Annotated in this window: 14 protein-coding genes; 13 read left to right on the forward strand and 1 reads right to left on the reverse strand. The window is 38.6% G+C overall.

The window, feature by feature from the left end:
• Nucleotides 1-14 precede the first annotated feature (14 nt).
• From FIM66_RS03355 to FIM66_RS03385, 7 genes are read left to right on the forward strand one after another with little or no spacing between them, the layout of a single operon-like run.
• Nucleotides 15-413 carry a YkgJ family cysteine cluster protein gene (locus FIM66_RS03355; protein ID WP_001150532.1) on the forward strand — a complete coding sequence of 133 codons (399 nt, stop codon included), beginning with the start codon at nucleotides 15-17 and terminating at the stop codon, nucleotides 411-413.
• A 35-nt stretch (nucleotides 414-448) separates the two neighbouring features.
• Complete coding sequence (locus FIM66_RS03360) at nucleotides 449-1,744, forward strand: tetratricopeptide repeat protein (protein ID WP_140599999.1); 1,296 nt, start codon at nucleotides 449-451, stop codon at nucleotides 1,742-1,744.
• On the forward strand, nucleotides 1,732-2,289 hold the full coding sequence (locus FIM66_RS03365; RefSeq protein WP_140548045.1) for a beta/alpha barrel domain-containing protein: 558 nt from the start codon (nucleotides 1,732-1,734) through the stop codon (nucleotides 2,287-2,289). The genes FIM66_RS03360 and FIM66_RS03365 overlap by 13 nt, the downstream gene beginning before the upstream one ends.
• A 56-nt stretch (nucleotides 2,290-2,345) precedes the next feature.
• Nucleotides 2,346-2,600 carry a YfhL family 4Fe-4S dicluster ferredoxin gene (locus tag FIM66_RS03370; protein WP_000055463.1) on the forward strand — a complete coding sequence of 85 codons (255 nt, stop codon included), beginning with the start codon at nucleotides 2,346-2,348 and terminating at the stop codon, nucleotides 2,598-2,600.
• Nucleotides 2,601-2,609: 9 nt separating this feature from the next.
• A complete protein-coding gene (locus FIM66_RS03375) occupies nucleotides 2,610-4,064 on the forward strand; it encodes a Ppx/GppA family phosphatase (protein ID WP_140600000.1) in 1,455 nt (484 codons plus the stop codon).
• Complete coding sequence (gene waaC / locus FIM66_RS03380) at nucleotides 4,061-5,071, forward strand: lipopolysaccharide heptosyltransferase I (RefSeq protein ID WP_140600001.1); 1,011 nt, start codon at nucleotides 4,061-4,063, stop codon at nucleotides 5,069-5,071. The genes FIM66_RS03375 and waaC overlap by 4 nt, the downstream gene beginning before the upstream one ends.
• Entirely contained in the window at nucleotides 5,068-6,054 is a 987-nt protein-coding gene (locus FIM66_RS03385) for a lipid A biosynthesis lauroyl acyltransferase (protein ID WP_140600002.1), read from the forward strand. Before waaC ends, FIM66_RS03385 begins: the two co-directional genes overlap by 4 nt.
• 257 nt (nucleotides 6,055-6,311) lie before the next feature.
• On the opposite strand, the gene tgt is transcribed toward FIM66_RS03385, so the two are convergent.
• Nucleotides 6,312-7,427, reverse strand: coding sequence for a tRNA guanosine(34) transglycosylase Tgt (tgt, locus tag FIM66_RS03390; protein WP_140548041.1), 1,116 nt, complete (start codon nucleotides 7,425-7,427; stop codon nucleotides 6,312-6,314).
• 56 nt (nucleotides 7,428-7,483) lie between these two features.
• On the opposite strand from tgt, the gene FIM66_RS03395 reads away from it, so the two are divergent.
• From FIM66_RS03395 to bioV, 6 genes are read left to right on the forward strand one after another with little or no spacing between them, the layout of a single operon-like run.
• Entirely contained in the window at nucleotides 7,484-8,920 is a 1,437-nt protein-coding gene (locus tag FIM66_RS03395) for a COG3400 family protein (RefSeq protein ID WP_164865802.1), read from the forward strand.
• Between the two features lie 4 nt (nucleotides 8,921-8,924).
• Nucleotides 8,925-9,956, forward strand: a complete 1,032-nt coding sequence (gene aroB, locus FIM66_RS03400) for a 3-dehydroquinate synthase (protein ID WP_140600003.1) — start codon at nucleotides 8,925-8,927, stop codon at nucleotides 9,954-9,956.
• On the forward strand, nucleotides 9,947-11,518 hold the full coding sequence (locus FIM66_RS03405) for a mechanosensitive ion channel family protein (protein WP_140540034.1): 1,572 nt from the start codon (nucleotides 9,947-9,949) through the stop codon (nucleotides 11,516-11,518). Before aroB ends, FIM66_RS03405 begins: the two co-directional genes overlap by 10 nt.
• The gene (gene mtaB, locus FIM66_RS03410; RefSeq protein ID WP_140600004.1) at nucleotides 11,515-12,771 is read left to right on the forward strand and encodes a tRNA (N(6)-L-threonylcarbamoyladenosine(37)-C(2))-methylthiotransferase MtaB; all 1,257 of its coding nucleotides are present in this window, start codon (nucleotides 11,515-11,517) and stop codon (nucleotides 12,769-12,771) included. The genes FIM66_RS03405 and mtaB overlap by 4 nt, the downstream gene beginning before the upstream one ends.
• Nucleotides 12,758-14,410, forward strand: a complete 1,653-nt coding sequence (locus FIM66_RS03415) for an AAA family ATPase (RefSeq protein ID WP_140600005.1) — start codon at nucleotides 12,758-12,760, stop codon at nucleotides 14,408-14,410. Before mtaB ends, FIM66_RS03415 begins: the two co-directional genes overlap by 14 nt.
• Before the next feature lie 2 nt (nucleotides 14,411-14,412).
• Nucleotides 14,413-14,931: a pimelyl-ACP methyl ester esterase BioV gene (gene bioV, locus FIM66_RS03420; RefSeq protein ID WP_120927649.1), complete on the forward strand. Its 519-nt coding sequence runs from the start codon at nucleotides 14,413-14,415 to the stop codon at nucleotides 14,929-14,931.
• Nucleotides 14,932-14,938: the final 7 nt, after the last annotated feature.

Raw genomic sequence — 14,938 nt, forward strand, 5'->3', positions numbered from 1 at the left:
ATAGGGGTAGTTTGATGCAAGATTTTGATTTCAGTTTTAATCCTAAGGCATGCGAGGGTTGTGGGGCAAAGTGTTGCGTGGGGGAAAGCGGGTATATTTTTTTGAATATCCAAGAAATGCAACAAATTAGTGCTTTTTTAAAATTAGAATTAGAAGAATTCAGTCAAAAATACGTTAAAAAGGTGGGGTATAAGTTTTCTTTATTAGAAAAAGACGCTAAAGAGTTGGGTTTGGCGTGCGTGTTTTTGGATTTGGAGACGAAAAAATGCCAGATTTATAGCGTGCGCCCTAAACAATGCCAAACTTTTCCTTTTTGGGAGAGCGTGAAAACTTTCTCTAAAGAGCAAAAGGAAGCTTTTTGTCAAAGCTGTCCGGGCATTACACAAAAAACCAAAGAAACTAAAGTGTGCTAAAATTCATTATAGTGACACAAAAAGGAAATAAAATAATGGATATTCCAATAAAGAAAAGATTTTTAGCAAATATATTGCTTTTTAGCTTGTTTTCTTGCCTTAAGGCTGAAACCCTTTCAGAAGATCATCAAATCCTGTTGAGTTCAGACGCTTTCCATAGAGGGGATTTTGCTGCCGCTCAAAAAGGCTATATGAATCTTTACAAGCAAACCAATAAGGTGGTGTATGCTAAAGAAGCGGCCATTTCAGCGGCGAGCTTAGGGGATATTAAAACCGCTATGCATTTAGCCATGCTCTATCAAAAAATCACCAATAATCGTAACGATGTTTCTATCAATAAGATTTTAGTGGATGGCTATGCGCAAATGGGGCAGATTGATAAGGCGATTGAATTGCTGCACAAAATCCGTAAAGAAGAAAAGACCATAGCCACAGACAATGTGTTAGGGACTTTGTATTTGACTCAAAAGCGTTTGGATAAGGCTTTCCCGTTGTTGAATAAGTTTTATAACCAAGTGCATGATGAAGACAGCCTAGAAAAACTCATTACGATCTATTTTTTGCAAAATCGTAAAAAAGAGGGCTTGGATTTGTTGCAATCTCATATAGACAGGTATGGTTGCTCAGAGCAATTGTGCCAAAAAGCGCTCAACACTTTCACGCAATTTAACGAGCTTGATTTGGCTAAAACAACTTTCGCTCGTTTGTATGAAAAAAACCCTATTGTTCAAAACGCCCAATTTTACATAGGGGTATTAATCTTGTTAAAAGAGTTTGATAAGGCCCAGCAAATCGCAGAATTATTCCCCTTTGACAGGCGTTTGCTATTGGATTTATACACCGCACAAAAAAAATTCGATCAAGCTTCCAAACAGGCTTCTTTGATCTATCAAGAAAAAAAAGACCCTAAATTCTTAGGATTAGAGGCGATTTATCATTATGAAAGCTTGAGCACGAATAAGAAAAAGCTCACCAAAGAAGAGATGTTGCCCATCATTCAAAAATTAGAGCAAGCCACCAAAGAGCGCCAAGCTTGGCTTGCTAAAACCAAAGATAAAGAAGACGCGCAAGACGCTTTCTTTTATAATTTTTTAGGGTATTCCTTAATAGATTATGACATGGATGTTAAAAGGGGCATGGATCTTGTGAGGAAAGCCTTAGCGTTAGATTCTAACTCAGTGCTTTATTTGGATTCTTTAGCATGGGGTTATTACAAATTGGGGAATTGCTTGGAAGCTAAAAAGATCTTTTCTAGCATCGCTAAAGAGCTTATCCAAAACGAACCCGAATTGAAAGAACACAATAAAATCATTCAAGAATGCAAGAAATAGGGATTTTAGAAAATTTACAAAAAAGCTTAGCCTTAAAAGAGGGCATGCTTTCTTATGAAATGTTAGGTAAAAGCCTGTCGTATAACCCTTACTTGCCTAGAGTCATTCCTCAAACTAAAGATTGCGTTTTTGTAACCCCTGATGAGGTTTTAGAAACGCTTTTGGAAGAAAACACCCGCACAGAATGCGTCATTGTCAATTTCAAAGGATTATACGAAATAGGCGTGCCAAGCGTGTTTGATTTAGAAGTTTTAGGGTTATTGCGCCGCCATGCGAGTTCTTTGATTGTCCATCAGGATCTTTTCATCAGCCATTACCAGCTTTTAGAATCGCTTGTTCAAGGCTCTGATGGGGTCATTTTAGATGAAGAGCTTTTGAAAGAAGATTTAAAGGGCATGGTAGAATTTTCTTGGCGTTTGGGCTTGAGCGTGTTTGTAGAAACCCGCAAGCCAGACCACACCCATTTAAAAGATTTAGGGGTTTTAGGCGTGCTAGAAGAAGTCCCCCATTCTCAAAATCAAAAAAAAATAGTCTTTTTAGATTGAATTTTAAGCTAATTTAGAGTAAAAATCGTATTCAAACTTTTTAAAAGGAGTTAGTCATGTCATTATTGGTGAATGATGAATGCATTGCGTGCGATGCTTGCAGAGAAGAATGCCCTAGTGAGGCGATTGAAGAGGGCGATCCCATTTATAATATTGATCCAGACAGATGCACAGAGTGTTACGGGTATGATGATGATGAGCCTCGTTGCGTGAGTGTATGCCCTGTAGATGCGATTTTACCGGATCCTAACAATGCAGAGAGCAAAGAGGAATTGAAATACAAATACGAAAGCTTGAAAGAGCAAGATTAAAGGCTAGCAATGGCTAAAATCACAACCGTGATTGATATAGGCTCTAATTCAGTGCGTTTGGCTATCTTTAAAAAGACGAGTCAGTTTGGGTTTTACTTGCTTTTTGAAACCAAATCTAGGGTTAGGATTTCAGAGGGTTGTTATGCGTTTAATGGGGTTTTACAAGAAATCCCCATGCAAAGAGCCATTAAAGCCTTGAGCGAATTTAAAGAAATCGCTCTTAAATACAAAAGCAAAAAAATCCTGTGCGTAGCGACTTCAGCGGTGCGCGATGCCCCTAATCGGTTGGAGTTTGTAGCGAGGGTGAAAAAGGCTTGCGGTTTGCAAATCAAAATCATTGATGGGCAAAAAGAAGCACTCTATGGCGGGATTGCGTGCGCGAATTTGTTGCATAAAAATTCAGGGATCACGATAGATATTGGAGGGGGTAGCACGGAGTGCGCGTTGATTGAAAAGGGCAAGATTAAGGATCTCATCTCGCTTGATGTTGGGACGATTCGCATTAAAGAAATGTTTTTAGACAAAGACTTAGATGTCAAATTGGCTAAAGCCTTTATCCAAAAAGAGATCTCCAAACTGCCCTTTAAGCATAAAAACGCCTTTGGGGTGGGGGGGACGATCAGGGCGTTGAGTAAGGTATTGATGAAACGCTTTGATTACCCTATTGATTCTTTGCATGGTTATGAAATAGATGCGCATAAAAATTTAGCGTTCATTGAAAAGATTGTTGTGCTCAAAGAAGATCAATTACGGCTTTTGGGGGTGAATGAAGAGCGTTTGGATAGCATCAGGGGTGGGGCGTTGATTTTGTTAGTCGTTTTGGAGCATTTAAAAACTTCTTTGATGATCACCAGTGGCGTAGGGGTGAGAGAAGGCGTGTTTTTAAGCGATTTGTTGCGCCACCATTACCATAAATTCCCCCCCAATATCAACCCCTCTCTCATCTCTTTAAAGGATCGCTTTTTGCCCCATGAAAAGCACAGCCAAAAGGTCAAAAAAGAATGCGTAAAATTGTTTGAAGCCCTATCGCCTTTGCATAAAATAGATGAAAAATACCTTTTCCACTTAAAGATTGCGGGGGAATTAGCGAGCATGGGTAAGATTTTAAGCGTCTATTTAGCCCACAAGCACAGCGCGTATTTTATTTTGAACGCTTTGAGTTATGGCTTTAGCCACCAGGATAGAGCGATCATTTGCTTATTGGCGCAATTCAGCCATAAAAAAATCCCTAAAGACAACGCTATCGCCCACATGAGCACGATGATGCCAAGCCTTTTAACCTTACAATGGCTGAGTTTTATCCTTTCTTTAGCTGAAAATTTGTGCCTGACAGACAGCCATCATCTAAAATACACGCTAGAAAAAAACAAGCTTGTGATCCATTCTAACGATACGCTTTACTTGGCTAAAGAGATGCTCCCTAAACTCGTTAAGCCCATTCCTTTGACGATAGAGTTTGCTTGAAAATAGCGATTGTCAGGCTTTCAGCGCTTGGGGATATTATCGTTGGCGCGGTGTTTTTGGCGGTGATCAAAGAGTGTCTGCCTAATGCTCAAATAGAATGGTTCGTGGATGAAAGATTCAGCGCGATTTTAGAGCATTCCCCTTATATTGATAAATTACACCCCATCGCTTTAAAAAGCGCGCTTACAACCTTTAACCCTTTGAAGATTTTCAAGCTTTTTAAATCTTTAAGGGCTTATGAATACGATATAGTCATTGACATGCAAGGCCTAGTCAAATCCGCTCTCATCACTCAAATGTTAAAAGCCCCTAAAAAAGTCGGCTTTGATTACGCTTCGGCTAGAGAGGGTTTGAGCGCGTTTTTTTATTCGCAAAAAGTTTCTATCGCTTATAGTGAGCCTGTTTTAAAGCGCAATTTCACGCTCCTATTCCATGCCCTAAACTTGCCTAAAAAAGAAATTTCAGAGGGCTTAAATTCTAGGGCTAAAGTGTTTTCTTATCAAGATTCTCCAAAAATTGGTGCGTTAAATTTGAATCAAAATAAGCCAAAAATCCTTTTTGTTTTAGAAACCTCTAAAATCAATAAAACTTACCCCACAGAGTGCTTTAAAGAGCTGGCGTTAGCGTTAGAAAATTTTCAAATTTGCTTGTTATGGCATGCTGATGAAAAGAAAGCCGCCACGCTTTATGGTGCTTTAAAAGACCAGCGCGATGTGTTATTGCTCCCTAAACTCACTTTAAACGAGGTTAAGGCGTTGCTCTTTAAAATGGATTTGATTATTGGGGGCGATACGGGCATTACGCATTTAGCATGGGCGTTGCAAAAACCTAGCATCACCCTTTATGGCAACACGCCCATGGAGCGTTTTAAATTAGAAAGCCCGATCAATGTTTCGCTCACCAGCAATTCAAACGCCAACTACCATAAAAAGGATTTTTCTATCCAAAACATAGAGCCTAAAAAGATTAAAGAATGCGTTTTAAGCATTTTAAAGGAAAAAGAATGACTTACAAAGAACGACTCATACACGAAAAAATATCAAAACAAGACGATAAGGGTTTTAAAACAGAACTGCGTATTTTGAGTATTTTTATCGTGGAATCTTTAGTGAATATTTTGGGGTTTATTTTGGCTAAAATGCCCCATTTTTGGTTTTTAAGGTGCATTAAAGCTTTAGCGTGGCTGATGAGAACCTTTGATAGGCGCCGTTATTTTGACGCTAAAGCCAATTTGGATTTTGTGTTTGGAGATTCTAAAAGCGAAGAAGAGAAAAAAAGGATCATTAAAAAGGGGTATGAAAATTTTGCTTTCATCATTTTAGAAACCATTAGAGTGATCTTTATCCCTAAGGCTGAATACGACGCTCGTTTCACGCTCATCAATGAAGAAAATGTGTGGAAGTCTTTAAATAAGGAAGGCCAAGCGATCACTTTATGCATGCATTTTGGCTATTGGGAAGCGGTAGGCACGACTTTAGCGCAATATTATGAAAATTATGGTAGGGGGTGTTTGGGGCGTTTGACTAAATTCGCTCCCATCAATCACATGATTATGAGCAGGCGAGAAGCGTTTGGGGTGCGTTTTGTCAATAAAGTGGGAGCGATGAAAGAACTCATTAAAATGTATAATCAAGGCAACGGCCTTGTGGGGATCTTAGTGGATCAAAATGTCGTGCCTAAAGATGGGGTGGTGGTGAAATTCTTTAATAAAGACGCTACGCACACCACGATCGCTTCTATTTTATCGCGCCGCTACAATATAGACATCCAGCCGGTATTCATTGATTTTAATGACGATTATTCGCATTACACAGCGACCTATTATGAAAGTATCCGCTCTAAAATCACTGATAACGCTGAAAATGATATTTTAGAATGCACGCAAGCCCAAGCGAGTTTGTGCGAAGAAGTGATCAGAAACCACCCAGAAAGTTATTTTTGGTTCCACAGGCGTTTTAAAAGCACCCACCCTGAGATCTATCAAAGATAGGGTTTTGTTATCCTTGAATGGATACTCAAAACCTTACATTTTTTCAAAAAATAGGGTTTTTAAATTTAATTTTTATAGTAAAAACTCACTTCCTTAAGGGGATAGGGGGTATTTTGAAATAATTCCCCCTACAACCCCCCTTAAATAACCCCCTAACTCAAGAAGACCGCTTTTTTTAAAAAGTTATCGCTTACTCACGCAAGCTCTTTGTCATTGATTGTAAAAAATGCTTTTTAGTATTTTTTACATTTTACCACTCAATGCGAACAAGAGTGGTATTTTTCTAAAAATTCTTTTTTAAAACTCAAAAACCGCTTTTCTAAAATAGCGTTTCTGGCGTTCTTCACTAGCTCTAAATAAAAATGCAAATTGTGCAAGCTAGCCAAACGAGCGTAAGTGATTTCTTTAGCCCTAAACAAATGGTGCAAATAGGCTTTAGAATAGCGTTTGCAAGCATAACAGGTGCAATTTTCTTCAATAGGCGTATTATCCCATTTATAGGGCGCGTTTTTGATAGAAATTTTGCCAGAATGCGTGAAAAGGGTGGCGTTTCTGGCGTTTCTGGTGGGCATCACGCAATCAAACATATCCACCCCCAAACTGATAGCGTCTAAAATGTTTTCAGGCGTGCCTACGCCCATTAAGTAGCGAGGCTTGTCTTTGGGGAGCAAGGGGGCGGTGTGTGCGATGGTTTCTAGCATTTCATCAGCGCTTTCCCCCACCGCTAACCCGCCTATAGCGTAGCCATCAAAACCCTCATGCGTTAATCCCACGCTAAGGCTGCGCATTTTCAAATGCGTCCCACCCTGGATAATGGCAAAAAGGTTGTTGTTGGGGCGGTTTTTTTGTTTGTGGTATTCTAGGCTAAGATTCGCCCATTTAGCGCTTCTTTTAATGGATTCTTCAAGGCGTTTTAAGGGAGCGGGCAAGCCCACTAAATCGTCTAAAACCATCATAATATCGCTATTCAAAGAATATTGGATGTCCAAAACTTTAGCGGGCGTGAATAGATGCTTGCTCCCATCAATATGGGATTTAAAAACGATCCCATCTTCTTGCAATTTGACATTATCGCTCAAGCTAAAGGCTTGAAACCCTCCGCTATCGGTTAAAAAACTCCCATGAAATTGAGCGAAACGATGCAAGCCCCCTAATTGTTCAACCACTTTCTCGCCCGGCCTTAAATACATGTGATAGGTGTTGGCTAGAATGAGTTTAGCGCCTAAAATTTCTTGTGCATCCATAGCGTCTAAAGATTTGATACAGCCTTGCGTGCCTACTGGCATAAAAACAGGCGTTGTTACTTGAGAATGGGCTAAATTTAAAAGACCAGCTCGCGCGTTATTGTCCGTCGCTTGGAGTTGAAAATCCATCGTTTAAGCCTTAATCTTGGATATAATGGCGTAATCATTTTTTAGGAAGCTTGGAATTGAAAAAAATCGCCCTTATCTTAGATGGCATTGTAGCAAAAAATTTTTTAGACTTGGTGCTAAGGCATTATTCTAATCATAATTTTTATATAGTGGTTGTCAAAAATGAGAGCCTTATCCCTAAAAACTACCCAAGCACTTTCGCTTTTTATTGTTTTGATGCGACTTCTAGTTTCAGGCTTTTGCAAGTGTTAAACGATGAGGTGAGCGATGCGTTTTTAATCATACAAGATTTTAAAGAACAGCGCATCATTCATAAAATCATTCAAACCCATTTCAAACGCATGCGCGTGGTTTTGAGCGTGAAAAGAGATGGTGAAAAAACTTTAGAAAACAATGAAGAAAATAAAGATGAAAAGCTTATTTTGATTGATGAATTTGAAGTTTTAGCCAATAAATTCATTTCTCGTTTGCCCAATATCCCTAGCACCCCTAGAGAGTTTGGGTTAGGCAAGGGCGAGATCATGGAGATTGATGTGCCTTTTGGGAGTGTTTTTGCTTACAGACACATTGGCTCTATCAGGCAAAAAGAATACAGGATTGTGGGGCTTTATCGCAACGATGTTTTGTTGCTTTCCACTAAATCTTTGGTTATCCAGCCGCGAGACATTCTCTTAGTGGCGGGTAATCCGGAAATTTTAAACGCGGTGTATCTTCAAGTCAAAAGCAATGTGGGGCAGTTCCCAGCCCCCTTTGGTAAGAGCATTTATTTATACATTGATATGCGTTTGCAGAACAGAAAAGCGATGATGCGCGATGTGTATCAAGCCTTGTTTTTGCACAAACATTTAAAGAGCTACAAGCTCTATATCCAGGTTTTACACCCCACTAGCCCTAAGTTTTACCATAAATTTTTAGCGCTAGAAACCGAAAGCATTGAAGTGAATTTTGATTTTTACAGGAAAAGTTTTATCCAAAAACTCCATGAAGACCACCAGAAAAAAATGGGCCTAATCGTGGTAGGCAGAGAGCTTTTTTTATCTAAAAAACACCGAAAGGCCTTGTATAAAACAGCTACCCCAGTTTATAAAACCAACACTTCCGGCTTGTCTAAAACCTCTCAAAGCGTGGTGGTTTTGAATGAAAGCTTGGATATTAATGAGGACATGTCTTCAGTGATTTTTGATGTGTCTATGCAAATGGATTTGGGCTTGTTGCTCTATGATTTTGACCCTAACAAGCGCTATAAAAACGAGATTGTCAATCATTATGAAAATTTAGCCAACACGCTCAACCGCAAGATTGAGATTTTCCAAACCGATATTAGAAATCCTATCATGTATCTCAATTCTTTAAGAAATCCCATTTTGCATTTCATGCCTTTTGAAGAGTGCATCACGCACACGCGCTTTTGGTGGTTTTTATCCACTAAAGTGGAAAAATTAGCGTTTTTAAACGATGATAACCCTCAAATTTTTATCCCTGTAGCGGAGTGAAAGAATGCAAGAAATTTTAATCCCTTTAAGAGAAAAAAGCTATAAAGTGTTTTTGGGGGAACTGCCTGAAATTAAATTGAAACAAAAAGCCCTCATTATTAGCGATAGCATCGTGGCCGGGTTGCATTTATCGTATTTATTAAAGCACTTGAAAGCCTTAGAAGTCAGAGTGTGCGTGATAGAGTCCGGAGAAAAATACAAGAATTTTCATTCACTAGAGCGCATTTTAAACAACGCCTTTGAAATGCAATTAAACCGCCATTCTTTAATGATAGCCCTTGGTGGGGGAGTGATAAGCGATATGGTGGGGTTTGCTAGCAGTATTTATTTTAGGGGGATTGATTTTATTAATATCCCTACGACTTTGCTCGCTCAAGTGGATGCGAGCGTGGGGGGGAAAACAGGGATCAATACGCCTTATGGCAAGAATTTAATCGGATCGTTCCACCAGCCTAAAGCGGTTTATATTGATTTGTCTTTTTTAAAAACCCTTGAAAAAAGGGAATTTCAAGCAGGGGTTGCTGAAATCATTAAAATGGCGGTGTGTTTTGATAAAAACTTGGTAGAAAGATTGGAAACAAAGGATTTAAAAGATTGTTTAGAAGAAGTAATCTTTCAAAGCGTTTATATCAAAGCTCAAGTCGTTATGCAAGATGAAAAAGAGCAAAATATCAGGGCTGGGCTCAATTACGGGCATACCTTTGGGCATGCGATAGAAAAAGAGACTGATTATGAGCGATTTTTGCATGGCGAAGCGATCGCTATTGGCATGCGCATGGCTAATGATTTAGCCCTTTCTTTAGGCATGCTCACTCTAAAAGAATACGAACGCATAGAAGATTTATTGAAAAAATTTGATTTGATATTTAATTACCAAATCACAGATATTCAAAAATTTTACGAACGCTTGTTTTTAGACAAAAAAAGCGAGAATAAGGCAATCAAATTCATTCTGCCTAAAGGCGTTGGAGCGTTTGAAATTGCCTCTCATATCCCCAAAGAAACGATCATAAAGGTGTTAGAAAAATGGCATTAAGGGTATTATTATTCTTTTGTTTTTTGTTTTTACAAGCAGAAGATAAAAGCCAAGATCTATTGTCCATACAAAAACAAATGGCTTTAGTGGATAAAAAACTCGCCAAAGACGATAATGTGTGGTTGAAAAAATTTGAAAACTATAAGATCTACAATCAAATTTATACCGAAAAAGAGAGCGTGAGGCAGGAATTAAGGCGTTTAAAAAATAAAAAAAGTAAGGATTTATTAAAGATTAGCACCTTAGAGCACACCTTAAAGGCTTTAGAATCCCAGCAAAAAATGTTTGAAAGCTATGGGGTCAATCCTTTTAAGGATTTGATAGAGCGTCCTAATATCCCCAATATCCCTAATATCGCTAACCCTATTGCGATCATTGATGGCATTTCTTTCATTAAAAGCATGCGTTTAAAGCATGAAAGTCTTAAAAACAACCAGACTTCTTTAGAAGAAGTTTTAAGGCTTTTAGATCAAAAACACCAGCTTTTAAATCAGTGGCACGCTTTGGATAAAAGCGCGAAATTAAGCGATGAAATTTATCAAACTCAAGCCAAACGCTTGGAATTGCAAGGGGCTCAAAACATTTTAAAAACCACGATTGGGATTTTCCAAAAAGACAGCGATGAGGCTATAAGCATCGTTAAATCTCAAGTTAAAAACCAGCTTTTTAAATTGGTTTATGTGTGTTTAGCGGCCCTTTTGAGCGTGGTGTTTGCTTGGATTTTAAAAATCATTTCCAGTAAATACATTGAAAATAATGAGCGCGTCTATACCGTGAATAAAGCCATTAACTTCGTGAATGTGAGCGTGATCGTTTTAATCTTTCTTTTTTCTTATTTAGAAAACGTTACTTACTTGGTCACGGTTTTAGGCTTTGCGAGCGCGGGCCTAGCGATTGCGATGAAAGATTTGTTCATGAGCTTGCTTGGGTGGTTTATTATTTTGATTGGGGGGAGCGTGCATGTGGGCGATAGGGTGCGTATCGCTAAGGGGACGGATATTTTTATTGGCGATGTGTTGGATATTTCTATGTTGCACATTACGATTTTAGAAGACGTAACCTTTACCACTTATACGAACAACAGGAGAGCGGGCCGGATTATTTTTGTGCCTAATAATTATATTTTCACCACCATGTTTGCTAATTACAGCCATTTTGGGATGAAAACGGTTTGGGATGGCGTGGATTTTTGCGTTACATTTGATTCTGATTTTAAAAAAGCTTCTAAAATTGCACTCAACATCGCTACAGAATTGTCTAAAGAATACACGGATATTACCTATAAACAGCTCAATAAAATGCGCGACCGGTATTCTTTAAGGAGTTTGAGTGTGAAGCCTCGATGCTTTTTGATGCCTGAAAGTAACGGGATAAAAATCTCGGTGTGGTATCAAACCAATTCGTATGCGACCATGTCTTTAAGGAGCAAGATTGTGGCTGAAATTGTTGAAGCTTTTTTGAAAGAAGAAAATATCCATATCGCTTATACGACCAGCAAGCTGCTTAAAGTGGATGCTGATGCTCTAGGCGATGGTTTTGGGAATAAAAGGGAACAAAAATGAAAAAAGTCTATTTTAAAACTTTTGGGTGCAGGACGAATCTTTTTGACACGCAAGTGATGGGCGAAAATTTAAAGGATTTTAGCGCGACCTTAGAAGAACAAGAAGCCGATATTATTGTGATCAATTCTTGCACCGTGACCAATGGGGCCGATAGCGCGGTAAGGAGTTACGCTAAAAAAATGGCGCGATTGGATAAGGAAGTGTTATTTACTGGTTGTGGGGTGAAAACCCAAGGCAAAGAGCTTTTTGAAAAAGGGTTTTTAAAGGGCGTTTTTGGGCATGACAATAAAGAAAAGATTAACGCGCTTTTACAAGAAAAAAAGCGTTTTTTTATAGATGACAATTTAGAAAACAAGCACTTAGACACCACGATGGTGAGCGAGTTTGTGGGTAAGACTAGAGCGTTTATCAAGATCCAAGAAGGCTGTGATTTTGACTGCAATTATTGCATTATCCCAAGCGTGAGAGGGAGGGCTAGGAGCTTTGAAGAAAGGAAAATTTTAGAGCAAGTGGGCCTTTTATGTTCTAAAGGGGTTCAAGAAGTGGTTTTAACCGGCACCAATGTAGGGAGCTATGGGAAAGATAGAGGAAGCAATATCGCACGATTGATTAAAAAATTAAGCCAGATTGTTGGATTAAAGCGCATAAGGATTGGGAGCTTAGAGCCTAATCAAATCAACGATGAATTTTTAGAGCTTTTAGAAGAGGATTTTTTAGAAAAACATTTGCATATCGCTTTACAGCACAGCCATGATTTCATGTTAGAGAGGATGAACAGAAGAAACCGCACTAAAAGCGATAGGGAATTATTAGAAACAATCGCTTCTAAGAATTTTGCTATCGGCACGGATTTTATTGTAGGGCATCCGGGCGAGAGCGAAAGCGTTTTTGAAAAAGCGTTTAAAAATTTAGAAAGCTTGCCTTTAACGCACATCCACCCTTTTATTTACAGCAAACGCAAAGACACCCTCTCTAGTTTGATGACTGATAGCGTGAGCTTGGAAGATTCTAAAAAGCGTTTGAATGCGATTAAAGATTTGATTTTTCATAAAAATAAGGCGTTCAGGCAATTGCAACTCAAGCTCAATACGCCCCTAAAAGCCTTAGTGGAAACGCAAAAAGACGGCGAATTTAAAGCCTTAGATCAATTTTTCAACCCCATTAAAATCAAAAGCGATAAGCCTTTAAGGGCTAGTTTTTTAGAAATCAAAGAGTATGAAATTAAGGAGAGGGAAAATCATGCCGTTTTCTAAATTTTTAGAAAACCTCACCGCTCCCTTTAAACGCATCAAAAACCGCTCGCTTGTGTTGGCGTTAGGGTTTTTGATCCTTACTTTTTGCTTGCTTCTTTTTTTAATTTTGAGCGATGTCTCTAGGCTCATATCGGGTAAGGACTTTTTTTATGTGATCCAATCTCACCCTAAGCAAACTCTAGTTGAAGATGAAAATTATTTTTATGCTAACAAGGGTCTTTATAAAACCAACAAAGAAGCCTTTTTAAGAGTTTATAAAATCCCAGAAAGCATGCCCATAGAAAGACGAGAAAATTTAAGCAAGGGTTCTAAAATGAATTTAGCGTTGCTTTTTTTCATTTCTAGCATGCTTTTTGGGATTTTTTGGCGTTTGCCCAAACGATTGGATACTAAAATGAGTTTAGAAAGTGCATCTAAAAACGAATTAGAAAATGCATTCCAGCGATACGATGCGCTAGGGGTGCGTTTTGAAGACATTGCAGGGGTGGATGAAGTTAAAGAAGAATTATTAGAAGTGATAGATTATTTAAAAAACCCTAAAAAATACCAGGATTTGGGGATTTTTCTCCCTAAAGGCGTGCTTTTAATCGGGCCTCCTGGAGTGGGGAAAACCATGATCGCTAAAGCCTTAGCGAGTGAAGCCAGAGTGCCGTTTTTTTATGAAAGCGGGAGTGCGTTTTCTCAAATTTATGTGGGGGCTGGGGCTAAAAAAGTGCATGAACTTTTCATGCATGCTAAAAGGCATGCCCCCTCTATTATTTTTATTGATGAAATTGACGCTTTGGGTAAGGCTAGGGGAGGGCATAGGAGCGATGAAAGAGAAGCCACGCTCAATCAGCTTTTAACCGAAATGGATGGGTTTTTGCAAAACGATGAGGTGGTGGTGATAGGAGCGACTAACCAAATGGAAGTGATGGATGAAGCGCTATTAAGGAGCAAACGATTTGATCGGCGTATTTTCATTTCTTTACCGGATTTACTAGAAAGACAAAGCATTTTAGAAAAGCTTTTAGAAAACAAAAAGCATGCGCTCAATTATCTTAAGATCGCTAAAATTTGCGTGGGTTTTAGCGGGGCGATGTTAGCGACTCTAATCAATGAAAGCGCTCTAAACGCCCTAAAACACCAACGAACCGAAATCGCTGAGAGCGACATTTTAGAAGTGAAAGACAAGATCGCTTATGGCAAGAAAAAGCCCCAAACCTTAGACGAAAACCAAAAAGAATTAGTCGCTTTGTATCAAAGCGCGAAAGCCTTGAGCGCGTATTGGCTAGAAATTGAATTTGATAAAGCGCCATTATTAGGGGAATTTATCGCTTTTAATGAAAATAAAATCCATAGCGAGAGCGAGATTAAAAATTACATTAAAGTGTATTTGAGCGGGACAATTATTTTAGAGTTGCTCTATAAGGAGCGTTATAGTCTGTCTAAACAAGACTTGCAAAAAGCGAAATTTTTGAACGAATTTATGGCCAGTGAGCTTCTTTTAGCCCCTACAAAAGAGTCTTTAAGCGTTCTTTATGAAGAGCAACTGGAGTTTTTAAAACCCCAAGTAACGACTTGCAAGCGGTTAAGCGCTCTATTATTGGAGCAAGAATATTTAGAACATTCTCATTTGTATGATTTATTGAACGGGTGAAAATGCGTTTTTTTAGTGGTTTTGGGTTTGTTAATGAAAGCGTTTTGTTTGAAGAGTGGCTTTTAAAAGGGGCTTATGATGTGTCAGGCTTTTCTATGGGGGTGATTAAGGCGATAGAATACGCTTATAATGAAGTCTTACAACAGCGCCGCATCAATTCTTTGTTATTGTTTTCGCCGTGCATGCTAGCGCATAAGAGTTTGGCGTTCAAACGCTTGCAACTTTCTTCGTTTCAAAAAGATCCGCAAAGCTACATGGATAACTTTTATAAGGAAGTGGGCTTGAGCACTCAATTGGAGCGTTTTAAAAAAAAGGGTTCTTTAGAAGAATTAGAATTTTTATTGGATTACAAGTATAGTGATTCTATAATTAGAATTTTATTAGAAAAAGGCGTGAAGATTGAAGTGTTTATCGGTTTAAAAGATAAAATCACTGACATTCAAGCCCTTTTAGAATTTTTTATGCCCTTAGTTCAAGTGTGGCAGTTTAAAGACTATAACCATTTGTTGCAAAAATCTTAAAAAAGGT

The organism is Helicobacter pylori (assembly GCF_006439795.1).
Classification (GTDB): Bacteria; Campylobacterota; Campylobacteria; order Campylobacterales; family Helicobacteraceae; genus Helicobacter; species Helicobacter pylori_CR.

What these genes read in the sequence shown, in the direction of transcription:
- aroB (WP_140600003.1), top strand. Translation starts at nt 8,925, where the DNA reads ATGCAAGAAATTTTAATCCCTTTAAGAGAAAAAAGCTATAAAGTGTTT.
- FIM66_RS03385 (WP_140600002.1), top strand. Translation starts at nt 5,068, where the DNA reads ATGACTTACAAAGAACGACTCATACACGAAAAAATATCAAAACAAGAC.
- mtaB (WP_140600004.1), top strand. Translation starts at nt 11,515, where the DNA reads ATGAAAAAAGTCTATTTTAAAACTTTTGGGTGCAGGACGAATCTTTTT.
- FIM66_RS03405 (WP_140540034.1), top strand. Translation starts at nt 9,947, where the DNA reads ATGGCATTAAGGGTATTATTATTCTTTTGTTTTTTGTTTTTACAAGCA.
- FIM66_RS03415 (WP_140600005.1), top strand. Translation starts at nt 12,758, where the DNA reads ATGCCGTTTTCTAAATTTTTAGAAAACCTCACCGCTCCCTTTAAACGC.
- FIM66_RS03360 (WP_140599999.1), top strand. Translation starts at nt 449, where the DNA reads ATGGATATTCCAATAAAGAAAAGATTTTTAGCAAATATATTGCTTTTT.
- FIM66_RS03365 (WP_140548045.1), top strand. Translation starts at nt 1,732, where the DNA reads ATGCAAGAAATAGGGATTTTAGAAAATTTACAAAAAAGCTTAGCCTTA.
- FIM66_RS03375 (WP_140600000.1), top strand. Translation starts at nt 2,610, where the DNA reads ATGGCTAAAATCACAACCGTGATTGATATAGGCTCTAATTCAGTGCGT.
- FIM66_RS03370 (WP_000055463.1), top strand. Translation starts at nt 2,346, where the DNA reads ATGTCATTATTGGTGAATGATGAATGCATTGCGTGCGATGCTTGCAGA.
- tgt (WP_140548041.1), bottom strand. Translation starts at nt 7,427, where the DNA reads ATGGATTTTCAACTCCAAGCGACGGACAATAACGCGCGAGCTGGTCTT.
- bioV (WP_120927649.1), top strand. Translation starts at nt 14,413, where the DNA reads ATGCGTTTTTTTAGTGGTTTTGGGTTTGTTAATGAAAGCGTTTTGTTT.
- FIM66_RS03355 (WP_001150532.1), top strand. Translation starts at nt 15, where the DNA reads ATGCAAGATTTTGATTTCAGTTTTAATCCTAAGGCATGCGAGGGTTGT.